The organism is Gordonia zhenghanii, assembly GCF_021738965.1.
In the GTDB taxonomy this organism is placed as follows: domain Bacteria; phylum Actinomycetota; class Actinomycetes; order Mycobacteriales; family Mycobacteriaceae; genus Gordonia; species Gordonia zhenghanii.
The window spans coordinates 1-26,335 of record NZ_JAKKOQ010000005.1 but is presented as its reverse complement, the minus strand read 5'-3'; the positions used below and the strand labels follow the sequence as shown (position 1 = coordinate 26,335).

At 68.2% G+C, this 26,335-nt stretch carries 26 protein-coding genes and 1 pseudogene; 9 read left to right on the top strand and 18 right to left on the bottom strand.

Annotated elements, in window-relative coordinates:
* Positions 1 to 43 precede the first annotated feature (43 nt).
* The gene (locus tag L5G32_RS04840; RefSeq protein WP_237009898.1) at positions 44 to 439 is read left to right on the top strand and encodes an NUDIX hydrolase; all 396 of its coding nucleotides are present in this window, start codon (positions 44 to 46) and stop codon (positions 437 to 439) included.
* On the top strand, positions 436 to 837 hold the full coding sequence (locus L5G32_RS04835; RefSeq protein WP_237009897.1) for a hypothetical protein: 402 nt from the start codon (positions 436 to 438) through the stop codon (positions 835 to 837). Before L5G32_RS04840 ends, L5G32_RS04835 begins: the two co-directional genes overlap by 4 nt.
* Here the strand turns inward: L5G32_RS04835 and L5G32_RS04830 are convergent.
* Entirely contained in the window at positions 776 to 1,135 is a 360-nt protein-coding gene (locus tag L5G32_RS04830; RefSeq protein ID WP_237009896.1) for a DoxX family protein, read from the bottom strand. The two genes, L5G32_RS04835 and L5G32_RS04830, sit on opposite strands and share 62 nt — an antisense overlap.
* Positions 1,136 to 1,738, bottom strand: a complete 603-nt coding sequence (locus L5G32_RS04825) for a TetR/AcrR family transcriptional regulator (protein ID WP_237009895.1) — start codon at positions 1,736 to 1,738, stop codon at positions 1,136 to 1,138.
* Between the two features lie 58 nt (positions 1,739 to 1,796).
* Between L5G32_RS04825 and L5G32_RS04820 the strand changes: the two genes are divergently transcribed.
* Entirely contained in the window at positions 1,797 to 2,981 is a 1,185-nt protein-coding gene (locus L5G32_RS04820; RefSeq protein WP_237009894.1) for an NAD(P)/FAD-dependent oxidoreductase, read from the top strand.
* Positions 2,982 to 2,985: 4 nt separating this feature from the next.
* On the opposite strand, the gene L5G32_RS04815 is transcribed toward L5G32_RS04820, so the two are convergent.
* From L5G32_RS04815 to rimP, 7 genes are all read right to left on the bottom strand, one after another.
* Complete coding sequence (locus tag L5G32_RS04815; RefSeq protein WP_237009893.1) at positions 2,986 to 4,260, bottom strand: MATE family efflux transporter; 1,275 nt, start codon at positions 4,258 to 4,260, stop codon at positions 2,986 to 2,988.
* A 7-nt stretch (positions 4,261 to 4,267) separates the two neighbouring features.
* Positions 4,268 to 5,224, bottom strand: a complete 957-nt coding sequence (locus L5G32_RS04810) for a DHH family phosphoesterase (RefSeq protein ID WP_237009892.1) — start codon at positions 5,222 to 5,224, stop codon at positions 4,268 to 4,270.
* A complete protein-coding gene (rbfA, locus tag L5G32_RS04805; RefSeq protein ID WP_237009891.1) occupies positions 5,221 to 5,682 on the bottom strand; it encodes a 30S ribosome-binding factor RbfA in 462 nt (153 codons plus the stop codon). Before rbfA ends, L5G32_RS04810 begins: the two co-directional genes overlap by 4 nt.
* Before the next feature lie 64 nt (positions 5,683 to 5,746).
* Complete coding sequence (gene infB / locus L5G32_RS04800; RefSeq protein WP_237009890.1) at positions 5,747 to 8,542, bottom strand: translation initiation factor IF-2; 2,796 nt, start codon at positions 8,540 to 8,542, stop codon at positions 5,747 to 5,749.
* 119 nt (positions 8,543 to 8,661) lie between these two features.
* Positions 8,662 to 8,874, bottom strand: a complete 213-nt coding sequence (locus L5G32_RS04795; RefSeq protein ID WP_237009889.1) for a YlxR family protein — start codon at positions 8,872 to 8,874, stop codon at positions 8,662 to 8,664.
* An 87-nt stretch (positions 8,875 to 8,961) separates the two neighbouring features.
* The gene (nusA, locus tag L5G32_RS04790) at positions 8,962 to 10,050 is read right to left on the bottom strand and encodes a transcription termination factor NusA (RefSeq protein ID WP_237009888.1); all 1,089 of its coding nucleotides are present in this window, start codon (positions 10,048 to 10,050) and stop codon (positions 8,962 to 8,964) included.
* A 53-nt stretch (positions 10,051 to 10,103) separates the two neighbouring features.
* Positions 10,104 to 10,697 (bottom strand): ribosome maturation factor RimP, encoded by a 594-nt coding sequence (rimP, locus tag L5G32_RS04785; RefSeq protein ID WP_237009887.1) that lies wholly within the window; start codon positions 10,695 to 10,697, stop codon positions 10,104 to 10,106.
* A gap of 129 nt (positions 10,698 to 10,826) precedes the next feature.
* On the opposite strand from rimP, the gene L5G32_RS04780 reads away from it, so the two are divergent.
* Together L5G32_RS04780 and L5G32_RS04775 are read left to right on the top strand one after the other, a co-directional pair.
* Positions 10,827 to 11,312, top strand: coding sequence for a ferritin family protein (locus tag L5G32_RS04780; RefSeq protein WP_237009886.1), 486 nt, complete (start codon positions 10,827 to 10,829; stop codon positions 11,310 to 11,312).
* Positions 11,309 to 11,737, top strand: a complete 429-nt coding sequence (locus L5G32_RS04775) for a ferritin-like domain-containing protein (RefSeq protein WP_237009885.1) — start codon at positions 11,309 to 11,311, stop codon at positions 11,735 to 11,737. Before L5G32_RS04780 ends, L5G32_RS04775 begins: the two co-directional genes overlap by 4 nt.
* Here the strand turns inward: L5G32_RS04775 and L5G32_RS04770 are convergent, their stop codons facing one another.
* The gene (locus L5G32_RS04770) at positions 11,738 to 13,468 is read right to left on the bottom strand and encodes a proline--tRNA ligase (RefSeq protein WP_237010231.1); all 1,731 of its coding nucleotides are present in this window, start codon (positions 13,466 to 13,468) and stop codon (positions 11,738 to 11,740) included. It lies immediately after the preceding gene.
* A gap of 60 nt (positions 13,469 to 13,528) precedes the next feature.
* Here L5G32_RS04770 and L5G32_RS04765 point away from each other — a divergent pair, with 60 nt between their 5' ends.
* Positions 13,529 to 14,278 (top strand): YaaA family protein, encoded by a 750-nt coding sequence (locus L5G32_RS04765; RefSeq protein WP_237009884.1) that lies wholly within the window; start codon positions 13,529 to 13,531, stop codon positions 14,276 to 14,278.
* 6 nt (positions 14,279 to 14,284) lie between these two features.
* Here the strand turns inward: L5G32_RS04765 and L5G32_RS04760 are convergent, their stop codons facing one another.
* The 3 genes from L5G32_RS04760 to cobA are packed head-to-tail and all read right to left on the bottom strand — an operon-like array spanning position 14,285 to position 16,592.
* A complete protein-coding gene (locus L5G32_RS04760) occupies positions 14,285 to 14,881 on the bottom strand; it encodes a GNAT family N-acetyltransferase (protein WP_237009883.1) in 597 nt (198 codons plus the stop codon).
* A 38-nt stretch (positions 14,882 to 14,919) separates the two neighbouring features.
* Complete coding sequence (locus tag L5G32_RS04755) at positions 14,920 to 15,375, bottom strand: hypothetical protein (RefSeq protein ID WP_237009882.1); 456 nt, start codon at positions 15,373 to 15,375, stop codon at positions 14,920 to 14,922.
* A complete protein-coding gene (gene cobA, locus L5G32_RS04750) occupies positions 15,372 to 16,592 on the bottom strand; it encodes a uroporphyrinogen-III C-methyltransferase (RefSeq protein ID WP_237009881.1) in 1,221 nt (406 codons plus the stop codon). Before cobA ends, L5G32_RS04755 begins: the two co-directional genes overlap by 4 nt.
* A 225-nt stretch (positions 16,593 to 16,817) precedes the next feature.
* On the opposite strand from cobA, the gene L5G32_RS04745 reads away from it, so the two are divergent.
* Positions 16,818 to 17,486, top strand: a complete 669-nt coding sequence (locus L5G32_RS04745) for a response regulator transcription factor (RefSeq protein WP_237009880.1) — start codon at positions 16,818 to 16,820, stop codon at positions 17,484 to 17,486.
* A 19-nt stretch (positions 17,487 to 17,505) separates the two neighbouring features.
* On the opposite strand, the gene L5G32_RS04740 is transcribed toward L5G32_RS04745, so the two are convergent.
* From L5G32_RS04740 to mqo, 5 genes are read right to left on the bottom strand one after another with little or no spacing between them, the layout of a single operon-like run.
* Positions 17,506 to 19,173 (bottom strand): GAF domain-containing sensor histidine kinase, encoded by a 1,668-nt coding sequence (locus L5G32_RS04740; protein WP_237009879.1) that lies wholly within the window; start codon positions 19,171 to 19,173, stop codon positions 17,506 to 17,508.
* Positions 19,170 to 20,549: a cobyrinic acid a,c-diamide synthase CobB gene (locus L5G32_RS04735; protein ID WP_237009878.1), complete on the bottom strand. Its 1,380-nt coding sequence runs from the start codon at positions 20,547 to 20,549 to the stop codon at positions 19,170 to 19,172. The genes L5G32_RS04740 and L5G32_RS04735 overlap by 4 nt, the downstream gene beginning before the upstream one ends.
* On the bottom strand, positions 20,543 to 21,160 hold the full coding sequence (gene cobO / locus L5G32_RS04730) for a cob(I)yrinic acid a,c-diamide adenosyltransferase (protein ID WP_237009877.1): 618 nt from the start codon (positions 21,158 to 21,160) through the stop codon (positions 20,543 to 20,545). Before cobO ends, L5G32_RS04735 begins: the two co-directional genes overlap by 7 nt.
* A 24-nt stretch (positions 21,161 to 21,184) precedes the next feature.
* Positions 21,185 to 23,149, bottom strand: a complete 1,965-nt coding sequence (locus tag L5G32_RS04725) for an AAA family ATPase (RefSeq protein WP_237009876.1) — start codon at positions 23,147 to 23,149, stop codon at positions 21,185 to 21,187.
* A gap of 4 nt (positions 23,150 to 23,153) precedes the next feature.
* A complete protein-coding gene (gene mqo / locus L5G32_RS04720) occupies positions 23,154 to 24,638 on the bottom strand; it encodes a malate dehydrogenase (quinone) (protein ID WP_237010230.1) in 1,485 nt (494 codons plus the stop codon).
* A 151-nt stretch (positions 24,639 to 24,789) separates the two neighbouring features.
* Between mqo and L5G32_RS04715 the strand changes: the two genes are divergently transcribed.
* Together L5G32_RS04715 and L5G32_RS04710 are read left to right on the top strand one after the other, a co-directional pair.
* The gene (locus L5G32_RS04715) at positions 24,790 to 25,788 is read left to right on the top strand and encodes an alpha/beta hydrolase (RefSeq protein WP_237009875.1); all 999 of its coding nucleotides are present in this window, start codon (positions 24,790 to 24,792) and stop codon (positions 25,786 to 25,788) included.
* Positions 25,785 to 26,335, top strand: a pseudogene (locus L5G32_RS04710) (hypothetical protein); the annotation flags it as partial. The gene L5G32_RS04715 and the pseudogene L5G32_RS04710, both read left to right, overlap by 4 nt.

The following is a 26,335-nucleotide window of genomic DNA, read 5'->3' as shown; positions in this document are numbered from 1 at the left end:
CCACGACCGCATCCGCCGGCCCGGGTGGGATTACTGTGTACCGATGACACGAGTCCTTGCGGCGAGCGCTGTGATCGTCGACGACGTCGGTCGCGTCCTTCTCGTCCAACGCGGTCACGAACCCGAGAAGGGGCATTGGTCGGTTCCCGGCGGACACGTCGAGGACGGTGAGACGTTCGCTGAGGCTGCGCGGCGTGAGGTTCTCGAGGAGACGGGCCTGCACGTCGAGATCGGCGACGAACTCTGGGCCGTCGACGTTCCGTACGACGAGTACGGCGTGTTCGAGATCCACGACTTCGCCGCCACCGTCGTCGGCGGGACGCTTCAGGCGGGCGACGACGCGGACGACGTGCGGTGGGCCTCGGACACAGATCTGGACTCGCTGCCGCTGACCAAAGGACTCGCGACGTATCTACGTCGTTCCGGCGCCATGTCGTGACGGCAGATCGAACGTACAGCGGATTCCTGTACGTGCACGCCCGCGACGGTAAGGGACGGCCTGCCGCCCTCACGGCACTCGTCGCCTCGGGTGTCGGCATCCTCGGCGTGCTCGCCGCGACCTGTGTGACGGTCGTCGGCTACATCTGCGTCGGGGCGACGATCCTCTCGATCGCTTCCCAGGACAGGGGCGAACCCGTTCCCACCGTCGCCTGCGTGCTCGTCACGATGCTGTTCGCAGCGAACGGAGTGATCTGGTTAGAGGACGTAGTGCACGAGCGCGTGATGAATCGACCGCGGGATCTGGCCGGGTTCTCGACGAGTCGGCGCGATGCGCTCAGAAGGCGAACGACCAGGCGAGGACAGCAAGCGACAACGCGAGCATCCCCAGGCAGTTGAGCCAGAACTCGGATCCGAGGAACCGTGCTCTCAGGTGGGCGATGGTCGCCGCGACGAAGTAGGCGACGACGCCTGCCGTGGCCGCGACGCCGACGCCGTCGTGCCAGATTCCGACGATCAGTCCGGCGGTGGCGAGCAGCTTCACGTAGACCAGCGCCCAGCCCCATTCGAGCGGGAAACCGACTCCTGCGTAGCAGTCACGGATGAACCGTGGTGGGCGGATCGACATGAGTGCATCGCTGCCGATGACGACGGCGAGGACGATGACCGGCCAGATCGGATCAGGGGTGGAGAACATTCACGAGTCCTTTCGCGGGGATCGCAGTATCACTGCTGCGACCGATTCGAGTTCGTTGCGGATCGAGGCGGCATCACTGCCGGTGACGGCCGAGGTCATCACGAGTCCCAGGTAGGCGAAGTAGACGGCGCGGGCGGCGCGGGGCGCGTCCTCGCCGAGGCCCGCGTCGGCGAACACCGCCGCGAAGTCGTAGTGGAGCGCGATCGCCAGCTCGCCGAAGACTTCCGTCGCGGCTCCACCCCGCGCCAAGACCGCTCCGTACTCGCGCGCAAGGGACATATCGGCGTCGAACAGGTCCAGGAACGGCGCGACGGCGTCGCCGATGCGAGTGACTGGATCAGCGCCTGGCGACACTCGGGCGGGCACGTCGCGCGCGTTATGCACCGCGCCGATCCACCCGTCGAAGGCCGCGAGCAGGAGCGCGTCCTTGTCGCCGACACCCATCACCGTTCCGACGCTGACTCCGGCCTCAGCCGCGATCTGTCGCACCGTCGTCGCTGCGAAGCCCCGCTCTGCGAACAGGCGTTGAGCACACTCGACGACACGTTCGCGAGTCTGATCGCGTTGCCCGGCACGGCCGGACTGAACACGTTCACTGAACATGTTCAATACTCTTGCACAGGGCCTGTCAACTGTCCAGAGGTCGGCGTACGGTGGATTTATGAGCGACGCACAGGTGATCATCGGTGGCGGATTGGCGGGCGCGAAGGCAGCGGAGGCGCTCCGCGACCAGGGATACGACGGCGCGATCGTCCTGATCGCCGCGGAGCAGCACCTCCCCTACGAGCGACCGCCGCTCTCGAAGGGATACCTCGCAGGCAGTGACGAGCGCGCGAGCGCGTTCACCTTCGACGCCGACTGGTACCTCTCGCACGACATCGATCTGCGCGTCGGAGTCCGCGCCGACCGGATCGACCGCGACGCACACCAGGTGCACCTCGACGACGGGTCGTCGGTCGCCTACACCAAACTCCTGCTGGCGACGGGATCGGCGTCACGGCACTTGGACGGGGCCGAGGGCGCCCTCTACCTGCGGACCATCGACGAGTCGGAGCGGATCCGCGACGCCATCGGCGAGGGCCGACATCTCGTGATCGTCGGCGGCGGATGGATCGGCCTCGAAGTCGCCGCGACCGCGCGGCAGGCAGGCACAGATGTGACAGTGATCGAACCGCAGAGCAGCCCGCTGGCGAAGATCCTCGGATCTCGGATCGGCGACGTGTTCGCCGACCTGCACCGCGAGCACGGAGTCGACCTCCGACTCGGCGTGGGTGTCGACACCGTCGCTCCCCGTTCGGTCACGACCGACGACGGCGACCAGATCCCCGCCGACGCCGTCCTCGTCGGCATCGGGGCAGTGCCCAATGTCGAACTCGCGCGGGACGCAGGCCTGGAGGTCTCGAACGGTGTGGACGTCGACGCGGGCCTGCGCACCAGCGATCCCGACGTCTACGCCGTCGGCGACATCGCGAACCACGACCACCCCACGCTCGGGCGTCTACGCGTGGAGCACTGGGCCAACGCCCAGAACCAGCCCGCCGTGGCCGTCGCGAACATGCTCGGCGGCTCGCAGGTCTACGACCGTCTCCCCTACTTCTTCAGCGACCAGTACGACCTCGGCATGGAGTACCGGGGACTCGCATCCGAGGAGAACGACGTCGTCGTCCGCGGCGACACCGCGACACGCGAGTTCCTCGCCTTCTGGCTCGACGGCGGAGCCGTCGTCGCAGGGATGAACGTCAACATCTGGGATCAGGGCGACGCCGTCGCCGACCTCATCGCGTCCGGACGAAGGGTCGACGTCGACAAGCTCGCCGACCCGAACGTTCCGCTCGAGTCGGTCTGAGGACTCACCGAATCCAGGCACCGGACCGCACCCGCCAGACCACCGCGGCCAGTCGCGTGCACATGAACGCCAGGAGTCCCGTCCAGATCCCGGCCAGCCCCCAGTCGAACACGAGCGACAGCCAGATCATCGGGAGAAACGCGCACAACGCACCCGCGAGGGTCGCCGTCCGCAGGAAGGCGGCGTCACCACTGCCGAGCAGGACGCCGTCCAACGCGAACACGATCCCGGCGATCGGCAGCATGGCGACGAAGAACCACCACGGCGTGGTGATCGCGTCCAGGACCGCAGTGTCGGAGGTGAAGATGCGCGGCAGCACACCGGCGCCGACCGCCAAGAGGGCAGCCAACACCGCGGACACGGCAAGAGATGTCCCGGTCACGCTCCGCGCCGTGCGCCGTGCGACGTCGAATGTCTTCGCGCCCAACGCCGCTCCCACGAGTTGCTGAGCCGCGATCGCGAGTGAGTCCAGCAACAGGGACATGAATTCCCACAGCTGCAGCACCACTTGGTGGGCGGCCACCTGAGCGACGCCGAAGCGAGCGGCGACGGCCGCTGCCGAGATGAAGCAGATCTGGAAGGACAGGCTCCGCACGATCAAGTCGCGGCCCATCCGTAGTTGCGCGGCGATCATCGATCGGACCGGGGCCAAGCCGGACGGCGCCGCACGGACCAGACGTGCAGCGAACAGGACACCGGTGATCGACTGTCCGACGAGGTTGGCGACGGCGCTGCCGTCGAGCCCCATGCGGGGCAGGCCTGCCATGCCGTGCACGAGACCGACACAGAGCACAGCGCCGACGGCCAGCCCGCTGACGACGTAGTAGACGGGTCGACGCTTGTCCTGCACCCCGCGCATCCATCCGTTCCCCGCCATCGCGACGAGGATCAGCGGAACCCCGAACACCGCGATGCGCAGCCAGCCTGCGGCCTCGGCCGCGACTGTCTCGTCGGGTACGAGGGCTCCGGCGACCCAGGGAGCGAGCAGCCAGGCGAGTACGACGATCACGGCGCCGACTCCGAGAGCTATCCACGTGGCCTGCACACCTTCGGTGACGGCACGGTCTCGGTCACCGGAGCCGAATGCCCGCGCCGACCGCGCAGTCGTCCCGTACGAGAGGAACGTCAGCTGCGTGCTGATGACGGAGAGGACGAGGGTGGCGACCGCCAACGCCGCGAGCTCGGACGCACCGAGCCGACCGACCACGGCGAGGTCGAGCATCAGGTACAGAGGAGGTGCGACGAGCACCACCAGCGCCGACGCGGCGAGCCGCAGCATCAGCGGCCTACAGCTTGGCGCGTAACCGAGCGACGACCTCGTCGGCGGTCCCTGAGTCGGAGTAGCCTGCCGCCCGAGTGTGTCCACCGCCGCCGAGCGAACTCGCGATCGGGACCAGGTCCACGCTCGTCTTGCTGCGCAGCGACACTCTCCACTCGCCCGGAGCAGCCTCCTTGAAGACGGCTGCCACTTCGGCCTCGCGGGCAGTCCGCACGACGTCGATGACGCTCTCCGACTCGTCCCAGGCGAGACCCGCCATCTGGTCCTCGGTCACCATCGCGTAGACCAGTCCGCGTCCATCGCACGCCTGCTCGTCGAGCCTCGACGTGCCGAGCACCGCAGACACCATCTGCAGCCACGAGTACGGATGCGAGTCCAGGAGCACGCGGCTCCACTTCGGAGCATCGACTCCCGACTCGAGGAGTCTGGCCGCGACTGCGAACGACGCCGGACGCGCCCACTTGAACGACCCGGTGTCGGTGACGAGACCCGCGTACAGGCAGGTCGCGATGTCGGCGGTCACCTCCACGCCGAGCTCGTCCAACACACGAAGGACCAGCACAGCTGTGCAGTCGGACTCAGCGTCGATATAGGCGACGTCGCCGAAACCCGTGTTCGACACGTGGTGGTCGATGCAGACTCCGAGGTCCGCCGCGGCGAAGAACTCCTCGTACGATCCGAGGCGGTTGAGAGTCGCGGCGTCGACCGCCACCACTGCCTCCCCCGGTGCGGGAGAGGTCAGCGGCGCGAGCAGTTCGGTGCCTGGCAGGTCGTGAAGCGAACCGGGCAGTGTGTCCGGTTCGGCGAACCCGCACCGCACGTCGACGCCGATGGCCGCCAGGCCGAGCCCCAGACCGAGCGCACTGCCGATCGTGTCCGGGTCGGGACGGACATGACTGATGATCATGACCGAGTCCCGACCACGCAGAGCGCCTGCCACCTCGGCTGCGGACGCCTGCGTCACCCGAGACGGTCCTCGCCCGACGACTCGTCGTCCTCGTGCTTGTAAGGATCCGACTCTCCGGCCGGCTGCGCGTCCTCGGCAGCCCTGGCGACCAGCTCGTCCTGCGCACGTGCGCGAGCCAGGAGCTCGTCCATCGCGCGAGTCGCGTCCGGCACCGTGTCGAGCTCGAACCGGAGGGTCGGCGTGAACCGCACTCCGGTACCGGCTCCGACCTTGGTCCGGAGCACTCCGGTGGCGGCGGCCAGACCGGCCGCCGCCTCCGCGACGTCTGGTTCGGCGTCCACCGAGGCCCCCATCACGGTGTAGAACACCGTCGCGTCGTGTAGATCGCCGGTCACCCGGCAGTCTGTGATCGTCACGTGCGCGAGACGAGGATCTTTGATCTCCGTGCTGATGGCGGTCGCCACGATGGTGGTGATCCGCTTCGCGAGCCGTGCGGCCCGTGCATGATCGACCATCAGCCGTGCGCCTTCTGGAGCTTCTCGGCGACGCCGAGAGTGTCGAACACCTGCGAGGGCGTCATCACTCCCTCGCCTTCTCGACCATCTCGTACGTCTCGATGACGTCGTCGACCTTGATGTCGCTGTAGGTGAGCGTCAGACCACATTCGAAGCCTTCGCGAACCTCGGTGACGTCGTCCTTCTCACGACGGAGCGACGACACCGTCAGGTTCTCGGCGACCACCGTGTTGTCACGCAGCAGACGCGCCTTGGCGTTGCGTCGAACCACGCCGGACTGCACCATGCAACCCGCGATGTTGCCGACCTTCGACGACTTGAAGATCGCGCGGATCTCCGTGCGTCCCAGCTCGACCTCTTCGTAGATCGGCTTGAGCATGCCCTTGAGTGCCGCTTCGATCTCCTCGATCGCCCGGTAGATGACCGAGTAGTAGCGGATCTCGACGCCTTCGCGGTTCGCCAGCTCCGTCGCCTTGCCTTCGGCACGGACGTTGAAGCCGATGATGATCGCGTCGGACGCGGTCGCCAGGTTGACGTTGGTCTCGGTGACACCGCCGACGCCGCGGTCGATGATGCGCAACGACACCTCGTCGTCGATCTCGATGCCCAGGAGCGCTTCCTCGAGGGCCTCGACGGTACCCGAGTTGTCGCCCTTGAGAATCAGGTTGAGCTGGCTGGTCTCCTTGAGAGCCGAATCCAGGTCTTCCAGACTGATCCGCTTGCGGCTGCGCGCGGCCAGCGCGTTGCGCTTGCGCGCATTGCGGCGATCCGCGATCTGGCGTGCGGTGCGATCCTCTTCGACGACCAGCAGGTTGTCGCCTGCGCCCGGAACGGACGTGAAGCCGATGACCTGGACCGGACGGGACGGAAGCGCCTCAGCGACGTCCTCGCCGTGCTCGTCGACCATGCGTCGGACGCGACCGTAGGCATCGCCCGCGACGATCGAGTCGCCGACCCGCAGGGTTCCGCGCTGGATGAGCACCGTCGCCACCGGACCGCGACCGCGGTCGAGGTGAGCTTCGATGGCCACACCCTGTGCGTCCATGTCGGGGTTGGCCCGCAGATCGAGCGACGCGTCGGCCGTCAACAGCACGGCCTCGAGCAGCGCTTCGATGTTCTCGCCCTGCTTGGCCGAGATGTCGACGAACATCGTCTCGCCGCCGTACTCCTCGGGGATCAGACCGTATTCGGTGAGCTGTCCGCGGATCTTCTGCGGGTCAGCGCCCTCCTTGTCGATCTTGTTGACCGCCACGACGACCGGCACGTCTGCTGCCTGCGCGTGGTTCACGGCCTCGACCGTCTGCGGCATGACGCCGTCGTCGGCGGCGACCACGAGGATCGCGATGTCGGTGGCCTTCGCACCACGGGCACGCATGGCGGTGAACGCCTCGTGACCCGGGGTATCGATGAACGTGATCAGACGATCGTCGCCGTTGAGGTGCGTGTTCACCTGGTAGGCACCGATGTGCTGGGTGATGCCGCCGGCTTCCGACCCGCCGACGTTCTCCTTGCGGATGGTGTCGAGCAGTCGGGTCTTGCCGTGGTCGACGTGACCCATGACGGTGACCACCGGAGGACGCTGCTGGAGGTCTTCCTCGTCGCCTTCGTCCTCGCCGTAGGTGAGGTCGAACTTCTTGAGAAGCTCGCGATCCTCGTCTTCGGGGCTGACGACCTGGACGGAGTAGTTCATCTCCGAGCCGAGCAGCTCCAGCGTCTCGTCGTTGACCGACTCGGTAGCCGTCACCATCTCGCCGAGATTGAACAACGCCTGTACCAGTGCTGCCGGGTTGGCATCGATCTTCTCCGCGAAGTCCGACAGCGAGGCGCCACGGGCGAGGCGAATGGTCTCGCCGTTGCCGTGGGGCAGACGGACGCCGCCGACTGCCGGAGCCTGCATCGAGTCGTACTCTTGACGCTTCTGGCGCTTGGACTTGCGTCCACGACGCGGCGCGCCGCCCGGACGACCGAAGGCGCCTGCGGCGCCGCCGGGACGACCACGACCGCCGCCGCCGGGGCGACCGCGGAAGCCGCCGCCTGCGGGAGCTCCACCGGGACCGCCGCCACCCGGGCCGCCGCGGAAACCGCCGCCGCCTCCGGGTCGACCGCCGCCGCCACGACCACCAGGTCGGGCGTCAGGACGTGCCGCGCGCTGCGGCATCGCACCCGGCGAAGGACGCGAGGGCATGTTGCCCGGGGTCGGACGAGGTCCGCCCTGGCCTGCGGGCGCACGACCGGTGCCGCTGCCCGGCTGGCCGGGGCGTCCTGCACCGGGGCGACCGGCTCCGGGACGGGGACCTGCCTGGCCGGGACCCGGACGCGGGCCCTGGGGCCGCGGAGCCGGAGTCGAAGAGAACGGGTTGTTTCCGACACGCGGCGGACGCGGGCCGGGACGCGGGCCCGGACGAGGTCCGGGAGCCTTCGCGCCGCCGTCTGCGGGTGCCGACGGGGTCGGTGCGGACGCCGCGGGAGCCTGCGGGGTCTCCGGCTTCGGAGCCGGAGTCGGGGCCGGAGCCGGCTTGGGTCCGGGACGCGGTCCCGGGGTCGACGGCTTCGGGGCCGAGGCCTCCGGAGTCGGTGCTGCGGGCTTCGCTGCAGCCGGGGCCGCAGGCGCCGGCTTCGGCGCACCGGGCTTCGGGCCGCCGGGCTTCGCCGCTGCCGGCTTGGTGGGCGACGCCTTCGGGGCGTCGGCTCCGGCGTCGCCGCCGGAGAAAGATTCGCGGAGTCGACGGGCCACGGGGGCCTCAACGGTCGACGACGCAGATTTGACGAACTCGCCCTGCTCTTTCAGACGCTCCAGCACTTTCTTGCTGGGTACGCCGATTTCCTTGGCCAGTTCGTGAACGCGGGCCTTGCCTGCCACTGCTCTCCTCACTTGGAGGTCGAGCGGGCTACCCGCTACGACCTCAGTTTATTCGGTCAACGTGCTCATCGTGGAGACTTCACGGTGTGCTCATGTCTTCTGCTACCTGTCCTGATTCCCTACGGAATCGTCTCGGTGATCTCGCCGATCAGATCGGCGAGGTCCTTCGGAATCACGGTGAGACCGCGAACCCGTAGCGCCGGTCCGAATGCCTTACGCCGCACCGCCGCCGACACGCAGTCGGAGTCGCGATGCAGCCAGGCGCCACGTCCCGGCAGCGTCCTCGTCGTATCCACGACCACGGTCTGTGCACGCCCGGGCGCCGATCGCACGACTCGAACCAGGGATGATGCGAGATCGCGGCGTCGGCATCCGATGCACGTACGAACCGGAGCGGTCGACGTTCGAGGAGCCACCGGTCAGTCTATCTCATCGGCAGGGCTGCTCGTCACATCATTGCCGTCGACCACGCCATCTGTGACGACGCCCTCAGTCGGGCTCGCGTCCACCCGCGGACCGCCGTCGCCGCTGTCGGAACGGATGTCGATCCGCCATCCCGTCAACCGGGCGGCGAGTCGAGCGTTCTGACCTTCCTTACCGATGGCCAGCGACAGTTGGTAGTCGGGGACGATGACGCGGGCCGCACTCAACTCCGCGTCGATCACCGTGACCGACAAGACCTTGGCAGGCGAGAGCGCGTTGCCGACGAACACCGCAGGGTCGGTCGCGTAGTCGATGATGTCGATCTTCTCGCCCGACAGTTCGCTCATCACGTTGCGCACGCGCTGCCCCATCGGGCCGATGCAGGCGCCCTTCGCGTTGAGCCCGGCGACGCCGGTGTGCACGGCGATCTTCGACCGGTGGCCCGCCTCTCGGGCGACGGCGACGATCTCGACGGATCCGTCGGCGATCTCGGGGACCTCGAGTGAGAACAGTTTGCGAACCAGGTTCGGGTGCGTACGCGACAACGTGATCTGCGGTCCGCGCATTCCGCGCGCCACGCCGACGACGTAGCACTTGATCCGGTCGCCGTGGTTGTAGCTCTCCCCCGGCACCTGCTCGACCGACGGGATGATGCCTTCGGTCGCGTTGGCGTCGGTACCGATCTGGACGACGACGATCCCCTTCGCATTGAGGCGGGAGTCGGCCTGCACGACACCGCCGACGACCTCGCCTTCGTGCGCCACGAGATCGCCGTAGGTCTTCTCGTTCTCCGCGTCACGGAGACGCTGCAAGATCACCTGGCGGGCCGTCGTGGCGGCGATCCGCCCGAAGCCCTCGGGAGTGTCGTCCCATTCGTGGACGACCTCGCCCGACTCGTCGAGTTCCTGTGCCATGACTCGAACCGCGCCGGACTTCCGGTTCACGTCGATGCGCGCGTGCGGAGCGAAGCCGTCGGTGTGCCGGTACGCGGTGAGCAGCGCTGTCTCGATCGCGGTGATGACGGTCTCGATCGACACGCCCTTGTCTGCTTCGATCAGCCGCAATGCGTTGATGTCGATGTGCATGGTGGATGCTCCTATTCGCTTGTCAGTTCCAGTTGTGTACGACAGTTATGTATTCAATTGTCCGAGTCGGTGTCTGCGGGATCGGTGTCTGCGGGATCGGCGTCTGCGGGGGCACGACGCCGCGCGATCTCGTCGTCGTCGAGTCCGCATGCACGGAGCTCGGCTTCGCCCGGCCGCCGGAAGTCGACCTCCACCACGGCCCGCTGAACGTCATCCAGGTTCAGCTCGATGGTCCGGAGCCTGCCCTTGTCGGCTTTGACCAGCGTGACCGCGTCACCGTCGAGGCTGCCGATCCGCGCGACCACGCTCGTCGACTTCCCATCGTCCGTGTACTCGATCTTCGCGCTGCGCCCCTGGTTGCGACGCCAATGCCGGGGCAACGTGAGCGGACGGCCGATGCCAGGTGTGGTGACCTCGAGGTCGTAAGGCTGCTCGCCCATCAGATCGGTCGCCTCGAGCGCGGCGTCGAGCTCACGACTGAGGTCGGCCAGCGCGTCGAGGTGCGCCCCGCCGTCCCGGTCGACCACCACCCTGATGTCCCGACGCCCGGGCGGAGTCAGCACGACGATCTCTTCGAGGTCGTAACCCGCCGCAGCGAGGACCGGCTCCACGACATGCCCGATGGCCTCGGTCTTGACGCCGCTCATACGCGATGGTCTCCCTCATGTCGGTCTTCGGTGCGCGGGGCTGCGCCGTGCCCACTTTACGTGCGACACGCACGCCGTTCAGGGCCTGCTGAGTGTAGTCGATTCCGGGCACTGGCAGAATTCGACGATGTGAGCGTCCGCCCATCGAACTTCAGCCCCTCCCGACGATCCGTGCTGCGCGGCGTCGCTGTATTGCCGGTGGTCGCCGCCGCCGGTGCCGCGGTCTCCGCGTGCGGCCCTACGACAGACGAGGAACGCGACCTCGCCGAGCGGCTTGTCGAGCATGCGCGCGCCGCGGTCCGCCAGCAGGAGGCCGCTGCGGCGTTGGCTCCGCGCACCACCGAGTACACCGCGGCACTGACCGTCGTGGCACAACAGCGCGGCGAGCACGCGCAGGCGCTGCGCGACGAGGTCAATCGCGTGCATTCGTCGTCGGCGGGCCGGATCGACGATCCTTCCGCGCCGTTGGCGACGGTCGATGCGTTGCGCGAAGCCCTCGTGTCGTCGACGCGCGCCAGCGGCGGCGCCGCCGTCACCGAATCAGGTTTCGTCGCGGGCCTTCTCGCATCGGTCTCGGCGTCCTGCAAGACTCTCGCGGAGGTTCAGCTCGCATGACCCAGAACGATGCCCTCACCACGGCCGTCGACGCCGAGTTCGCGGCGATCTTCACCTATGGGGTGACGACCGCGTTCATCGGATCGGATCAACGGGACGCCGTCGGCGAGTTCAACGCCGCACATCGAGTGCGGCGAGACGCGGTGAACGCCGCCATCGTGTCTGCAGGCGCAGCCGAGCAGGTGCCTGCGGCCGGTTACACGCTCCCGTTCGAGGTCACCGACGACACGACCGCGGTCAAGGCCCTCTTACAAGCGGAGACGACCTGCGCGAGCGCCTACCGAGCACTGGTGGAGCAGGCCGTCGACGCCGATGCCCGCCGACTCGGTGTCGACGGGCTCACCGAATGCGCGACGCGAATCGCGTTCTGGCGCGGCGTGTCCGGCCTGTCGCCCGCGACGGTGGCGTTCCCCGGCGCCGAATAGTCAGCCCCGAACGGCTGCGATCACCGCATCCTGTGCGCCGTCGACCGGAGCTTCGGCGGTTTCGCCGGTGAAGCGGTCGCGGATCTCGACGGTGCCGTTGGCCCAGCCGCGGCCGACGACCACCACGACGGGCATGCCGAGGAGCTCGGAGTCCTTGAACTTGACGCCGGGCGACGCCTTGCGGTCGTCGAGAAGAACCTTCAGCCCGGCGGCGTCGAGTTGCTCGGCGAGTTGCTGAGCACCGGTGATCGCCGCCTCGTCCTTGTTGGCGATGACCAGGTGCACATCGAACGGGGCGACCTCCCGCGGCCAGCGAAGCCCCTTCTCGTCGTGCATCTGCTCGGCGAGGACTGCGACCATCCGCGAGACGCCGAGTCCGTACGAACCCATCGTGACGCGGACCGGCTTGCCGTTCTCGCCGAGAACGTCGAGGTCGAAGGCATCGGCGTATTTGCGGCCGAGTTGGAAGATGTGGCCGATCTCGATGCCCTTGGCCGATTCGAGAACGCCTGCGCCGTCGGGTGACGGATCGCCGTCACGCACGGCTGCGGCTTCGATCACGCCGTCGGGTGCGAAGTCGCGACCGGCGACGAGGTTGACGTAGTGCCGACCCTTCTCGTCGGCGCCGGTGATCCACGAGGTGCCGTCGACGACGCGCGGATCGACGAGGTAGGCGAACTCGGCGCCCTGCACACCCTTGGGGCCGATGTAGCCCTTGACGAGGGCCGGGTTGGCGGCGAAGTCCGCGTCGTCGAGCAGTTCCACTTCGCTCGGCTCGACTGACGCTTCGAGGCGCTTGACGTCGACCTCGCGGTCGCCCGGGACGCCGATCGCGGTGATCTCCCAGTCGCCGCCCGGCTTGCGGATCTTCACCATCACGCTCTTCAAGGTGTCGGCGGCGGTGTACTCGCCGTCGAGGGTCGCGTTCGCCCACGCGACGAGGGTCTCGATGGTCGGGGTGTCACCGGTCTCGTGCGATACGGCGTCGGGAAGACCGTCCACGGGCAGCGCGTCGGGAACGGTGGTGGTGACGGCTTCGACGTTGGCGGCGTAGTCCGATTCGGTGCTCCGGACGAACGTGTCTTCGCCGACGTCGCAGACGGCGAGAAATTCTTCGGACTTACTGCCGCCCATGGCTCCTGCGGTCGCCCGCACGATGACGTACTCGACACCGAGGCGGTCGAAGATCCGCTGGTAGGCGGTGCGATGCTTGTCGTAGGAGACCTGGAGCGCGTCGTCGTCCAGATCGAAGGAGTACGAGTCCTTCATCACGAACTCACGGCCGCGCAGGAGTCCCGCGCGGGGCCGCTCCTCGTCCCGGTACTTCGTCTGGATCTGGTACAGGACGGCGGGGAGATCCTTGTACGAGCTGTACTCCCCCTTCACCAGCTGAGTGAAGATCTCCTCGTGGGTCGGGCCGAGAAGCATGTCTGCGCCCTTGCGGTCCTTGACGCGGAACAGGTTGGGGCCGTACTCGGTCCAGCGACCGGTGGCCTCGTAGGGTTCGCGCGGCAGTAGCGCGGGCAGGAGGATCTCCTGGGCGCCGATCGCGTCCATCTCCTCGCGCACGAGGTTCTCGACGTTGCGGAACACCCTGAGCCCCAACGGCAACCACGAGTACACGCCGGGGGCGCTGCGTCGGATGTATCCGGCGCGCACCAACAGTTTATGGCTCGGCACCTCCGCGTCGGCGGGGTCGTCGCGGAGCGTGCGGAGGAACAGGTCGGACATGCGTGTGATCACGGTGTACCAGCTTAGTTGTGACGGCAGACGGTTCGTTAGGGTGGTCGCGTGCTCGTGATCCTGCCTCCTTCGGAGACCAAGTCCGACGGCGGGAAGTCCGCCCCTCTCGACCTCGAATCGCTGTCGTTGCCGGAGTTGACCGGCGTGCGGCGCCGTATCGCCGACGCGCTGGTCGCGCTGTCCGGCGACCTCGAGTCGTCCCGTGCAGCATTGGGTCTGGGAACGACGGACGCCGCGATCGCCGAGGTCTCGCGCAATGCGGAGCTGTGGACGGCGCCGACCAGGCCTGCTATCACCCGCTACACGGGCGTCTTGTACGACGCGCTCGACTACCCGGGGATGACTCGGGCGTCGAGGACGAAGGCTGCAGACCGTCTGATGATCGGCTCGGCGCTCTTCGGAGTGGTGTCCGCGGCCGATCTGATTCCCGCGTACCGACTTTCCGGCGGCTCCAGACTGCCGGGATTCGGGACGCTGGGGTCGGTGTGGAAACCGGTGCTCTCACCCGCACTGGACGCGATCGACGATTTCGTGGTCGATCTGCGATCGGGGGTCTACCAGAAACTCGGACCGGTCGACGGTGCGGTGACCGCGACCGTCGTCACCGAGTACGCCGACGGTTCACGCAAGGTCGTCAGCCATTTCAACAAGCATTACAAGGGTCTCGTCGCTCACGAGTTGGTGCGGACGCGCCGCACTGTCCGGGACGTCAACGCGTTGGCGAGCGTGCTCTCCGACGCGGGCCAACGCGTCGAGATCACGTCTGGACTGGAGATCACCGTGGTGACCGAGGGCTGAAGCACCTCACGTGACCGACAGCCGCATGGCCACTCGCCCGGGGCCTCCCGGCACGGCTCCCGCCGGGCCCGCCACGGTGAAACCCTCCCGCTCGTACATGGACCGGATACCCGGATAGGCGAAGATCGGGCTCACCGTGCCGACCGGGTCGACGGGGTACGCGTCGACGACGTCGGCTCCGTTGTCGACCGCGAAGTCGACAGCGGCCTGCAGGAGTCGCTGACCGATTCCGCGGCGGCGGCGGCCGCCTCTGGTTCGAAGGCAGTAGACGGTCCACGGGTCGCCGTCGCCTATCGGTGGAAAAGTCGTATGGTCGGCCAGCGCCGCGATGGCACCGCGCCTCGCGACTGCGGCCCACCCGACCACGTCGCCTGCGGTGTCGTACGCGAGGATGCCCGGCGCCGGTCGGCGGCCGCACGAATCGAACACCGCCTGGCGACGTTCCGGAGCGTCGAGCCTCGCGGCCTCCCGGTTTCCCAGGCGGTACGTGAGGCACCAGCACGCGATTGCGTCGGGACGACGCTTGGGTCCGAGAATGGTCTCGACGTCGTCGAAGACGTCTTGGGTGGCGGCGCAGAATGTGAGAGTCGGTTGGTCGGACACGTCCACTCCTCTCCTGCCCCGACCCTACCGCCGAGCTGCTACTTCGCCTGCGGAAAGAACCAACTGTCGCCGTCGGCGACGCCCGGCTCGTCGTCGGCGAGGTCTACCTCGACGACCTCGTTCAGCTGGGCCTTCTGAGCGCGGACCCGACCGTAGCCGTAGGCGGCGGACATCCCGACGACGCCGGTGGTCAGTCCGACCACCATCTGCAGATCGCCCGATTCGGTGCCTGCGTCGGCCGAGATCCGGTAGATCCAGCCGTTGAGTGCGACGACGGCGAGTGCGGCATAGGTCAACGGGACGACGATCGCGACCCAGGTGCTCTGCTTGAGCGGTTCGATACCGGCACGACGCCGGAAGACCTGCCAGACGGACATGACCAGCACCGCGGCAGCGACGAGCGCAGCGGTCACCGCGGGGTGCACGTACCAGGACGCGATCGCGGCGATGAGCAGCAGCGCACCCGTCGCGAGTCCGACGATCCGTGCGGTCACAGCGGTACCGCCCGGTCGGCGTCGTCGAACCCCGCGACCGGACCGATCACGGCGATCGCGGGTGCGATCAGGGCCTGTTCCCCCGCGACCCGGGCGGCACTCGACAGGTCGGCACGGATGAGTCGCTGATCGGGGCGCGATGCGTTCTCGATGAATGCGACCGGGGTGTCGCCGGGACGACCGCCGTCGAGCAGAGCCCGCGCGAAGGCGTCGATCCGCTTGACGGCCATCATCAACACGATGGTGCCGCGCAGCTTGGCCAGCGCGCTCCAATCGGTCAGGGAGTCGGGATCGTCCGGTGCGACGTGCCCGGAGACGACGACGAACTCGTGTGCCACGCCCCGATGGGTCACCGGGACGCCCGCGAGTCCGGGAGCCGAGATAGGACTGGTCACGCCGGGGACAACAGCTACCGGCACCCCGGCGGCGACACACGCCTGCAGTTCCTCGTAGCCGCGGCCGTACACGTACGGGTCACCGCCCTTGAGTCTGACGACGAACTTCCCGGCCTTCGCCCGGTCGACGAGGATCTCGTTGATCTGTTCCTGCCGCATCGCCCTGCCGTACGGAACCTTCGCCGCATCGATCACTTCGACCTGCGGACCGAGTTCGTCGAGGAGCGCGACCGGAGCCAGTCGGTCGGCGACCACGACGTCCGCTTCGGCGAGCAGCCGTCGCCCACGCACTGTGATCAGGTCGGCCGCGCCTGGACCGCCGCCGACCAACGCGACTCCCGGAGCATGCCGCGCCTCGTCGTCGACCGTCAGGGAGGCTCCGTCGGCGAACGCCGCGGTGATCGCGGCACGCGCAGCGGCGGAACGGCGGTGGTCGCCGCCGGCGAGCACGCCGAACTGCAAGTCGCGATGGTGCCCAGACGCCGGGGTCACCGCGGTTCCGGCACTGCCGTCGTCGGCACGGACGCAGAACACGCGCGACGCGGTGGCCTCGTCGACGACTGCGGCATTGACGTCGGGATCGTCGGTGCAGGCGATCGCGTACCAGGCGCCGTCCAGATCGCCCGTCGCGTACGCGCGCTGGTGCACCGTGATCGCAGGCTCCGATTCGACCGTCGGTGTCGGGTCGATCGCGACCACGTGCACATCGGCTCCCGCCGCAACGAGATTCGGGATCCGACGTTGCGCGACACTACCGCCGCCGACGACGACGACTCTGCGTCCACGCAGGTCGAGTCCCGCCAGATAATGAGCTTGCACCATGGTGGTCGAGTTTAGTCGGGGCCCGGGTCTCGACTCCGCTCGACCAGCAGAAGCTGTCTCAACAGACTCCGCTCGACCAGCAGAAGCTGTCTCAACAGACTCCGCTCGACCAGCAGAAGCTGTCTCAACAGACTCCGCTCGACCAGCAGAAGCTGTCTCGTCGCCTCTCGACAAGCGGCTGGCAGGGACCAAAGTCCCGCCCTCACCTGCGGTAATGTGACCGCCATGAGCACAGCGCAATCGCAGTCTCCGAGTCGTCCGGTCCGGGTGTTCCTCGTCGACGATCACGAACTCGTCCGACGCGGGCTGCGTGACCTGCTGTCCACGGCCCCCGACCTCGACGTGGTCGGCGAGGCCGCGACTGTCAACGAGGCTCGGGTACAGATCGCGGCGACCGCTCCGGACGTCGCCGTCCTGGACGTCCGACTTCCCGACGGGAACGGGGTGGAACTGTGTCGCGACGTCCGGGCCGAGAACCCGCTGATTCACTGCCTCATGCTGACCAGCTATGCCGACGACGACGCCCTGCTCGCCGCCGTGCTCGCGGGCGCTTCGGGATTCGTCCTCAAACAGATCCTCGGCCACAACCTCGTCGACGCGGTGCGCACCGTCGGCCAGGGTGGCTCGCTGCTCGACGCGAAGAGCACGTCGGCGCTTCTCGCGAAGCTCCGCCAGGGTGAGCCCGCGGACCCGATCGCGCAGTTGACCGCGCAGGAACGTGAGGTGTTCCAACTCATCGGCGAAGGTCTCACCAACCGCCAGATCGCCGATCGGATGTTCCTCGCCGAGAAGACCATCAAGAACTACGTGTCCCGGATCCTCGCGAAACTCGACATGCAACGCCGCACTCAGGTCGCGGTCCTCGCGACCGAACTCCGCGGCCGCGAGCGCTGAATACGACTGCACGCCGGCGTCACCGCAACGGCGCCGTCCAACTGATCCTCGTCCCGCCCCCGCCAGCTCCACCAACACCGCCACCTCCACCACGGCCACCGCCCGACGACACGACGAAGGCACCGCCGCAGTCGTCGGCGCGCCGCGTCAAGTTCAGCAGACCGGATCGAGTCACCTCTGCGGGAACTCCCACACCGTTGTCGATGACCTCGACGGTCACTTCCTCGGCTGCGACGATCCGAACACTGATCCGGTCGGCGCCCGAATGCCGTAGGGCGTTGGACAGGCCTTCTCGCAGGACCGCTTCGATATGCGGCCACAGCGTGTCCGGCACCATGGTGTCGACCGGGCCGACGAACGTGACGCCGGGCGTGATCGCCGTGTACGCGGCGATTTCGGACACGATGTCGAGCGCTCGACGACGCAGCGTCCGCATGTCCTTCCCGCCGTGCAGGCTCTGCAGGTCGAAAATCGATGTGCGGATCTGTGCGATCGTCGCGTCGAGATCGGTCACGACCTGTTCCATCCGGGCGTCGAGGTCGACGTCGCCGCCCCCGGACCGCATGGCCTGCATCGACATGCCGATGGCGAACAGCCGCTGGATCACCAGATCGTGCAGATCACGGGCGATGCGATGACGTTCCTCCAGAAGGGCCAGTTCGCCGGCGAGTTCCTGCTGCTCGGAGTAGGCGATCGACAGCGACGCGACTCGCGCGACGCCCGCCATCCCGGCCCGCTCCTCGGCCGTCCAGAATCGGCGTTCAGGGTGAGTGAGGACCAGTGCACGGAACTCTTCGGGCTCGCTCTGCACCGGTTGCACGGTCGCCCACCGCGCACCGCCCCGCAACCAACTCCGTTCGTGATCGAAGCTGCGGACCGACACGACACCGCCCGCGGTCTCGACGACGGTCGCGAGATCGGTGATGTCGACGTCGTCGCCGGTGTGTGCGTCCAACCGTGTCCCCGTCACGATGTAGACGTCGACGGCGTCGGTCAACGCAGCGACGTCGCTGCACATGCCGTCGAGGGTCTCGTCGACGGAGACCCCGCGCAGAGGCTCACTGCCTCGGTCGGCGAGAAGCTTCATCCACCGCATGCGCGTCTGCGCGCCCTCGTACGATCGTGCGTTGTCGACGGCGATCCCCGCCGCGACGGCGAGCACGCCGACGATCGTCTCGTCGAGTTCGGTGAACTCGGCCGCGTCCTGCTTCTCGGTCAGGTAGATGCTTCCGAACAGTTCGCCGCGGACGATGATCGGGGCTCCGAGGAACGTGTCCATCGGCGGATGGTTCGGCGGAAAGCCCACGGAGGACGGGTGATCGGACAACCGCGGGATGCGAAGCACTTCCGGGTGGTGCAGCAGCTCCCCGAGAACGCCGCGCCCGACGGGCAGCGGCCCCATCTCGGCGCGTTTATCGGATGCGATCCCGGTGTACACGAACGCCTGCAGACTCAGTTCGGGGCCGCGAACGCCCAGCGCGCAGTACTGCGCGTCCAAGACGGCGGCAGCCACCTCGACGATCCGTTGCAGTGCGGCGTCGAGTTCGAGTCCCTGACCGACGAGGAGAACAGCTTCCAGAACGTCACGCAGGGCGGTGGGATCCTTGCCGTCCTCGGCCGCCAACGCGTCGACCGCCGCCCGCACCTCGATGACGGCCTTGCTCTCGAAGGGTCCCCGATCGGTCATCGAGCCTCCTGTGCCGCCTTCACGAATCGTCCCACGGCGTGTGGCGTGCCCGCCGGATGTACGTGGAGATAGCTCGCGTGGACACCGCGCGTGACGACACCGTCCACGGCATTGCCCTCCGCCCCGCTCCACGCCCACGCAGCCACCCGATCCTTCCCGAACTCGACTGTGCTGCGGTGGAACTCGTGACCGGTGACCCGCTCTCCCGTCCGATAGAGGACGGAGTCGGCGACGGCTACGGCGTCTCGATAGCCGAGCGTGAGGCGAGGCCCGAATGCTCCGTGCGCATCGACGGCGTCGACCATCGGATGGCCGTCGAGCGCCGACGTCAAGTACAGCAGGCCTGCACATTCGGCATGCACGGGCCGACCCGACGCGACGTGCTCGGCCAGGTCACGTCGCAGCCCGTCGTTGGCGGCCAGGTCGGCTGCGTGCTCTTCGGGAAAGCCACCGCCGATGACGACGCCCGCCGTCTCGGCGGGCAGCCGGTCGTGGAGCGGATCGAACGCCACGACCTCGGCTCCCGCCGCAGTCAGGAGTTCGGGGTGCTCGGCGTAGCCGAACGTGAACGCCGACCCCTGAGCGACGGCGACCACTGGGCGACCGTCGACGCGGTAGTCGGCGGTCTCGTCGGCGGCCGACCACGGGGCTGCGGCGGCCGGCGCCGCCGACCGCGCGAGACGCACGACGGCGTCGACGTCCAGTCCGGCCCGGACTCGCTCCGTGATGGCTGCGACGGCCGCGACCGCGTCGGCGCTGCGTTCGGCGGCTGGCACCAGGCCGAGGTGTCGGGACGGGACGCTCAACGCGGTGTCGCGCCGCACGACGCCGAACACCGGCAACCCCACTCGGTCGCAGGCCTGGCGGAGCACCAGTTCGTGCCGGTCCGAGCCGACCCTGTTGAGGACCACCCCGGACACCCGGACCGCCGGGTCGTACGAGACGAAGCCGTGCAGCAGCGCGGCCAGGGACTGGCTGTGGCCGCCCGCGTCCACGACGAGGATCACGGGCGCCCCGATCAGCGCCGCCACGTGAGCGGTGGAACCGACGCCGAGAGTTCCGGGGTCGTCGGTGATCCGACCGTCGAACAGCCCCATGACACCTTCGACGACGGCGATGTCGGCTCCGGTGCAGCCCGACGCGAAAAGCGGGCCGATCCGGCTCTCGCCCACCAGGTTCGGGTCGAGGTTGCGACCCGGCCTGCCCGCAGCCACCGCGTGGTAGCCGGGGTCGATGTAGTCGGGGCCGACCTTGAACGGTGCGACGGTGTGGCCCGCCGCGGTGAGAGCTCCGACGAGACCCGTGGTCACCGTCGTCTTGCCGCTCCCCGAAGCAGGGGCCGCGATGACGACGGCAGGCGTCGCACGTGTCACCACTCGATGCCCTTCTGGCCTTTTCGTCCGGCGTCCATCGGGTGCTTGATCTTCGTCATCTCGGTCACCAGGTCGGCGGCCTCGATCAGCGCGTCGGGCGCGTATCGACCGGTGATGATCACGTGCTGTCGTCCGGGACGGTCGGCGAGCGCCTGCACGACCTCGTCGACGTCGATCCAGCCCCAGTGCAGGGGGTAGGTGAACTCGTCGAGAACGTAGAAGTCGTGCTCCTGTGCGGCGATCCGTCGGGCGATCTCGGACCACCCGGCGCGTGCCGCTTCGGCGTGGTCTTGCTCTGCGTCGTCATTCTTGCGGATCCACGACCACCCCTGGCCCATCTTGTGCCACTGCACGGGGCCGCCCTCGCCGGTCTGCTCGTGCAGACGTCCGAGGGCGAGCATCGTCGACTCCTCGCCGACCTTCCACTTGGCGCTCTTGACGAACTGGAACACGGCGACGTCCATCCCCGCGTTCCACGCTCGCATCGCCATTCCGAAGGCCGCGGTCGACTTCCCCTTCCCGGCGCCGGTGTGGACGCCGAGGACGGGCTGGTTACGACGCTGACGAGTCGTCAGTCCGTCGTTCGGGATGGTCTCGGGAACTCCTTTAGGCATGGTGCTCAGCCTAGGGCAGCACGATCACGCCACGCCGCGCACGCCTGCAGCGAGCCCGGTCTCGGCGAGATCTGCCAACGGCACGTATTCAGCGCCGAGACGGCGGGCGAGGGTCACGGCCGTCCCGAGCTTCACGAACCCCTGCTCGCAGTCGACGACGACGCTCGCCACGCCGCGGCGGACCACCTCGTCGGCGGCGGCATCGGCACGATGTGCGGCGTCCTTGCCCCCGGTGGCTCGACCGTCGGAGACCACGACGAGCAGCGGTCGACGGTTCGGATCGGTGCGGGCCGCGCGGTCGATGACCTCGACGCTGCGGAGGAGGCCTTCACCGAGCGGCGTTCGGCCGCCGGTGCGGACCTGAGCGAGGCGGGACACTGCGATGTCGACCGACCTGGTGGGGGGCACCGCGACGTACGCGTCCTTTCCGCATGCGACGACGACGGCCACCCGGTCCCGTCGGGTGTACGAGTCGCGTAGCAGTTCCACGCACGCTTCTCGTACGGCGGCGAGCCGAGAACGCGCGGTCATCGATCCGGACAGGTCCACGAGGAACACGACGAGATTCGACTCGGTGCCGATCCGTTCGGCGCCGCGGAGGTCACCGGGCTCCAGCGCGGGCATGCCGGCGCCCGAACTGCGACGAGCGGCAGCGAGGACGGTGCCGAACAGGTGGACGGGTGTGCTGGCTGTGAAGTCGACGTCTCGGACGGTCGCGCCGCGCGTGCTGCGCGCCCGTGACCGACGGCCGGGATCACCGTCGCCGACGCCGTCGGCCCGGAACGTCCGGACCCGGGACGAGCCCGAGGCAGGCCGCGACCCGAACTGCGGTCCCGTCGCTCCTCCGCCGCCGCCCGGCGGGTCGGTGTCGGGCCCGTCGTCGTCCGGACCATCGGGATCTGGGCCGCCGGGATCTGTGCCGCCGGGATCTGTGCCGCCGGGATCTGGGCTGTCGTCAGGTCCCGAGTCCGGCCGGCCGGACTGATCTCCGTCCTTGTCTCCGTCTCCGTCCCTGTCTCCGTCTCCGTCTCCGGAAGTGTCGTCGCTTGACGTAGCGTCGTCCGCGGCCTCATCACCTGCGCCGAGTGCTTCGTCGAGTTGCTCCTCCGACATCGACGAGTCGTCGAACGGATTCCGGCGACGTCGGTGCGGCAGAGCGAGTTCCGCGGCGACGCGGACGTCGTCTTCGGTCACCTGCTCCGCTCCGCGCCACGCCGCGTGCGCCGACGCGGTACGGGCCATGACGATGTCGCCGCGGAGACCGTCGACGTCCAGGTGCGAGCAGATGCCTGCGATTCGGCGCAGTTCGGCGACGGGCAGCCCGACCGAGGGCAGCAGCCTGCGGGCGTCGGCGATACGGTCCGACAGTTCGACCTCGACGTCGGAGTGCTCGGCGGCAAATCCGTCGGGGTCGGCGTCGTACGCCATGCGCGAGGTCACGATGTCGACGCGTTCGTCCACATCGCGCGGACCTGCGACGTCGACGACCAGCCCGAAGCGGTCGAGGAGCTGCGGACGCAACTCGCCTTCCTCCGGGTTCATGGTGCCGACCAGCACGAACTTCGCGGCCTGCGTATGCGAGACGCCGTCGCGTTCGACGGTGACCCGCCCACTCGCCGCAGCGTCGAGGAGGACGTCGACGAGGTGGTCCGAGAGCAGGTTGACCTCGTCGATGTAGAGGACTCCGCCGTCGGCCTGCGCGAGCAGACCGGGCGTGAAGTGGGCTTGACCGTCGCGGAGGACACGCGTCAGATCGAGGGACCCGACCACCCGGTCCTCGGTGGCTCCGATCGGCAACTCGACCACGCGGGACGCCTCACCGAGCAACGGAGCCAGCCCGCGCACGATGGTCGACTTGGCGGTGCCCTTCTCGCCGCGAATCAGCACCCCGCCGATCCCTGGGGACACCGCCGACAAGATCAGCGCGAGCTTCAGTCGGTCTTGCCCGACCACTGCGCTGAACGGAAAGTGCGCGCCCGCAGCCGTCATCGTGTCAGGCGTCGTCGGCGGTCAGCTGCAGGCTCTTGCCGGTCCAGTCCCACAGTTCGCGGTAGAGCGCAGGATTGTCGTTGAGCTTCTGTCCGAACGACGGGATCATCTCGGTCAGCTTCGGCTTCCAGCCGTCGAAGTGCGCGGTGAAGCACTTCTCGAGGATCGAGATCATCGCGGGCACCGCGGTGGACGCACCCGGCGAGGCGCCGAGCAGTCCGGCCATCGACCCGTCCTCGGACGTGACGACGGCGGTGCCGAACTCGAGGCTTCCGCCCATGCCGTTCTTGCGGATCACCTGAACGCGCTGGCCCGCGGTGATCAACTCCCAGTCGTCGCCGACCGCCTTGGGCGCGAACTCCTGCAGGTTGGTGACGCGGTCGTTGAGGTTCGCAGCCAACTCCGAGATCAAGTACTTGAGGAGTCCGAACTCCTTGGGCGCGATCGACATCATCGGCAGCAGGTTGCTCGGCTTCACCGACTTCGGCAGGTCCATGACGCTGCCCGTCTTCAGGAACTTAGGCGACCAGCCCGCGTACGGTCCGAACAGCAGGCCCTTGTCTCCGTTGATGACGCGGGTGTCCAAGTGCGGCACCGACATCGGCGGGGCGCCGACCGCGGCCTGGCCGTACACCTTCGCCGAGTGCTCTGCGATGACGTCTTCGTTGGTGCAGCGGAAGAACTCACCGCTCACCGGGAATCCGCCGAATCCCTTGGCTTCCTTGATGCCCGAGCGCTGCAGCAGGTGCAGGGCTCCGCCGCCTGCGCCGACGAACACGAAGCGCGCCTCGACGCGAAGCTTCTCGCCGGTCCGGGTGTTGCGGATCTTGGCGACCCAGCTGCCGTCGGACTGCTTGGTCAGGTTGCGGACCTCGTGCCCGTAGTACAGGTCGGCGTCGCGGCCGACGTAGTTGAGGAGTTGCTGACTCAGCGCACCGAAGTCGACGTCGGTGCCCTGCGTGAACCAGTTGAGCGCCACCGGATCCGAGTAGTCGCGGCCTTGGCCCATCAACGGGAGGCGGTCGGCGAAGACGGCGTCGTCGTCGATGAACTCCATGCCTTCGAACAGCGTCTGGCTCGACAACGCGGCGTGCCGCTTGCGCAGGTAGTCCACGCCCGACGCACCGTGGCAGAAGCTCACGTGCGGGATCGGGTTGATGAACTCGTTCGGGGCGCCGAGCAGACCGTTGTCGACACCGTGCGCCCAGAACTGGCGGGACATCTGGAACTGCTCGTTGATGTTGAGCGCCTTGGTGATGTCGATGTCGCCGTTGGCGTCAGCGGGGGTGTAGTTGAGCTCGCACAGCGCCGAGTGGCCGGTTCCCGCGTTGTTCCACGGGTCGCTGCTCTCGGCGGCTGCCGCATCGAGGCGCTCGAACAGACTGATGGACCAGCTCGGCTCCAACTGCCGGATGAGCGCGCCCAGGGTGGCGCTCATGATTCCGGCGCCGATCAACGCCACGTCCGTCTTGATGACCTTCTGCGACACGCTGCTGCTCTCTTCCGCCCTCGGGGTGCTCTGGTCGTCTCCACGTACCGACGTGGAGACACTCACGGAGGCCATTGTTCACCATCGGCCGTTGACACGTGGCATCGGTGCGCGCAAATGTGTCGTGAGCGACAAGCCTTAGAGTTGGGGTGTGATCACCGACTGGCGACCCGACGAATTCCTTGCGGGCTACGAGGTCCGCACTCTCCCCCTTGCCCCCGATCCCGACGGCGAAGACCCGATCAACGCGCACCTGGTCCGCAAGCCGGGTGCGGTCGACGCGCCGCGCGGAGCAGTGCTGTACGTGCACGGCTTCACCGACTATTTCTTCCAGACCGAGCTCGCCGACTTCTTCCACGACCGCGGATACGCCTTCTATGCGTTGGACCTGCGCAGATGCGGCCGGTCGCTGTCGGCGCACCACCAACCGCACTACACGACCGATCTCGCGCACTACGACGAAGAGCTCAATGCCGCACTCGACATCGTCACCGACGAGGTCAGCGGCATGGGCGGATCGCCGCGCGTGATCGTCGCCGCGCACTCGACGGGCGGGCTCGTCACGCCGCTGTGGCTCGATCGCCTGCGTACCGACGATCCCGAGCGCCACGGCCACGTGATCGGCCTCTTGTTGAACAGCCCCTGGCTCGACCTGCAGGGCGATCCGCTGCTACGGACGTCGGCCGCGGGCAGGCTGATCTCAGCGGTCGGCTCGGTCCGCGGCAGACAGGCGATCCCTCGCCCCCTCTCCTCGGCGTACGGCGACAGTCTCCACTCCGACGTCCACGGCGAATGGACGTACGACCTGGTCCGCAAACCGCTCGGCGGTTTCCCCGCGACGTTCGGCTGGATGACGGCGGTCCGCGCAGGTCACCGGACGGTGCATGCGGGCATCGACTCCGGGGTGCCGACCCTCGTCCTGCGATCGGACAAGTCAGCCTTCCGCGGGCAGTACGATGCGGCCGTCGACACGGCGGACTGCGTGCTGGACGTGAAACAAATAGCCCAGTGGTCTGGTTGTCTCGGACAGCGTGTCCTCGCGGTCGCCGTACCCGACGCCCGCCACGACGTGTTCCTGTCGATCGAACCCGTACGCAAGACCGCGTACGCGGAGGTCGACTCCTGGATGGAAAGCGAGTTCGGACGATGACAGCACCGGAACAGGCAGGCTCGGCCGCACCGGCCGCTCGAGCAGATCACGCCGCTCGGACGGTCGACCTGGCGATCATCGGAGCCGGAAGCGGGAACTCGATTCCCGACGAGCGCTTCGACGCGACCAGCATCGCGATCTTCGAAGAGGGACTGTTCGGCGGGACGTGCATGAACGTCGGCTGCATTCCGACCAAGATGTTCGTCTACGCGGCGGACATCGCAGCCGCTGCACGAGAGTCCGCGAAGTACGGGGTCGACGCCCGGGTCGAGGGCGTCGACTGGCCCGCGATCGTCGCCCGTGTGTTCGGTCGCATCGACCCGATCGAAGCGGGTGGACGCGAGTACCGGGTGGAACGCTGCGACAACGTGACGGTCTACGCCAGCCATGTCGTGTTCGACGGCCGCGACGACGAGACCGGCCGTTACCGGTTGGTGACCGCCGACGGCGAGACGGTGCTGGCCACTGACGTCGTGGGGGGGGGGGGGGGGGGGGGGGGGGGCCCCCCCGGGGGAAGCGGCGGGGGGCGGGGGGGGGGGCCCCGGAG

Excerpts from the sequence above, each read along its gene's own strand:
- L5G32_RS04815 (WP_237009893.1), bottom strand. The coding sequence starts at position 4,260 with ATGCTGCGGCTCGCCGCGTCGGCGCTGGTGGTGCTCGTCGCACCTCCT.
- L5G32_RS04830 (WP_237009896.1), bottom strand. The coding sequence starts at position 1,135 with ATGTTCTCCACCCCTGATCCGATCTGGCCGGTCATCGTCCTCGCCGTC.
- L5G32_RS04840 (WP_237009898.1), top strand. The coding sequence starts at position 44 with ATGACACGAGTCCTTGCGGCGAGCGCTGTGATCGTCGACGACGTCGGT.
- L5G32_RS04820 (WP_237009894.1), top strand. The coding sequence starts at position 1,797 with ATGAGCGACGCACAGGTGATCATCGGTGGCGGATTGGCGGGCGCGAAG.
- L5G32_RS04740 (WP_237009879.1), bottom strand. The coding sequence starts at position 19,173 with ATGACCGATCGGGGACCCTTCGAGAGCAAGGCCGTCATCGAGGTGCGG.
- L5G32_RS04775 (WP_237009885.1), top strand. The coding sequence starts at position 11,309 with ATGACCCAGAACGATGCCCTCACCACGGCCGTCGACGCCGAGTTCGCG.
- L5G32_RS04825 (WP_237009895.1), bottom strand. The coding sequence starts at position 1,738 with ATGTTCAGTGAACGTGTTCAGTCCGGCCGTGCCGGGCAACGCGATCAG.
- L5G32_RS04745 (WP_237009880.1), top strand. The coding sequence starts at position 16,818 with ATGAGCACAGCGCAATCGCAGTCTCCGAGTCGTCCGGTCCGGGTGTTC.
- L5G32_RS04770 (WP_237010231.1), bottom strand. The coding sequence starts at position 13,468 with ATGTCCGACCTGTTCCTCCGCACGCTCCGCGACGACCCCGCCGACGCG.
- rbfA (WP_237009891.1), bottom strand. The coding sequence starts at position 5,682 with ATGGTCGATCATGCACGGGCCGCACGGCTCGCGAAGCGGATCACCACC.
- rimP (WP_237009887.1), bottom strand. The coding sequence starts at position 10,697 with ATGAGCGGCGTCAAGACCGAGGCCATCGGGCATGTCGTGGAGCCGGTC.
- L5G32_RS04725 (WP_237009876.1), bottom strand. The coding sequence starts at position 23,149 with ATGACGGCTGCGGGCGCGCACTTTCCGTTCAGCGCAGTGGTCGGGCAA.
- nusA (WP_237009888.1), bottom strand. The coding sequence starts at position 10,050 with ATGCACATCGACATCAACGCATTGCGGCTGATCGAAGCAGACAAGGGC.
- cobA (WP_237009881.1), bottom strand. The coding sequence starts at position 16,592 with ATGGTGCAAGCTCATTATCTGGCGGGACTCGACCTGCGTGGACGCAGA.
- cobO (WP_237009877.1), bottom strand. The coding sequence starts at position 21,160 with ATGCCTAAAGGAGTTCCCGAGACCATCCCGAACGACGGACTGACGACT.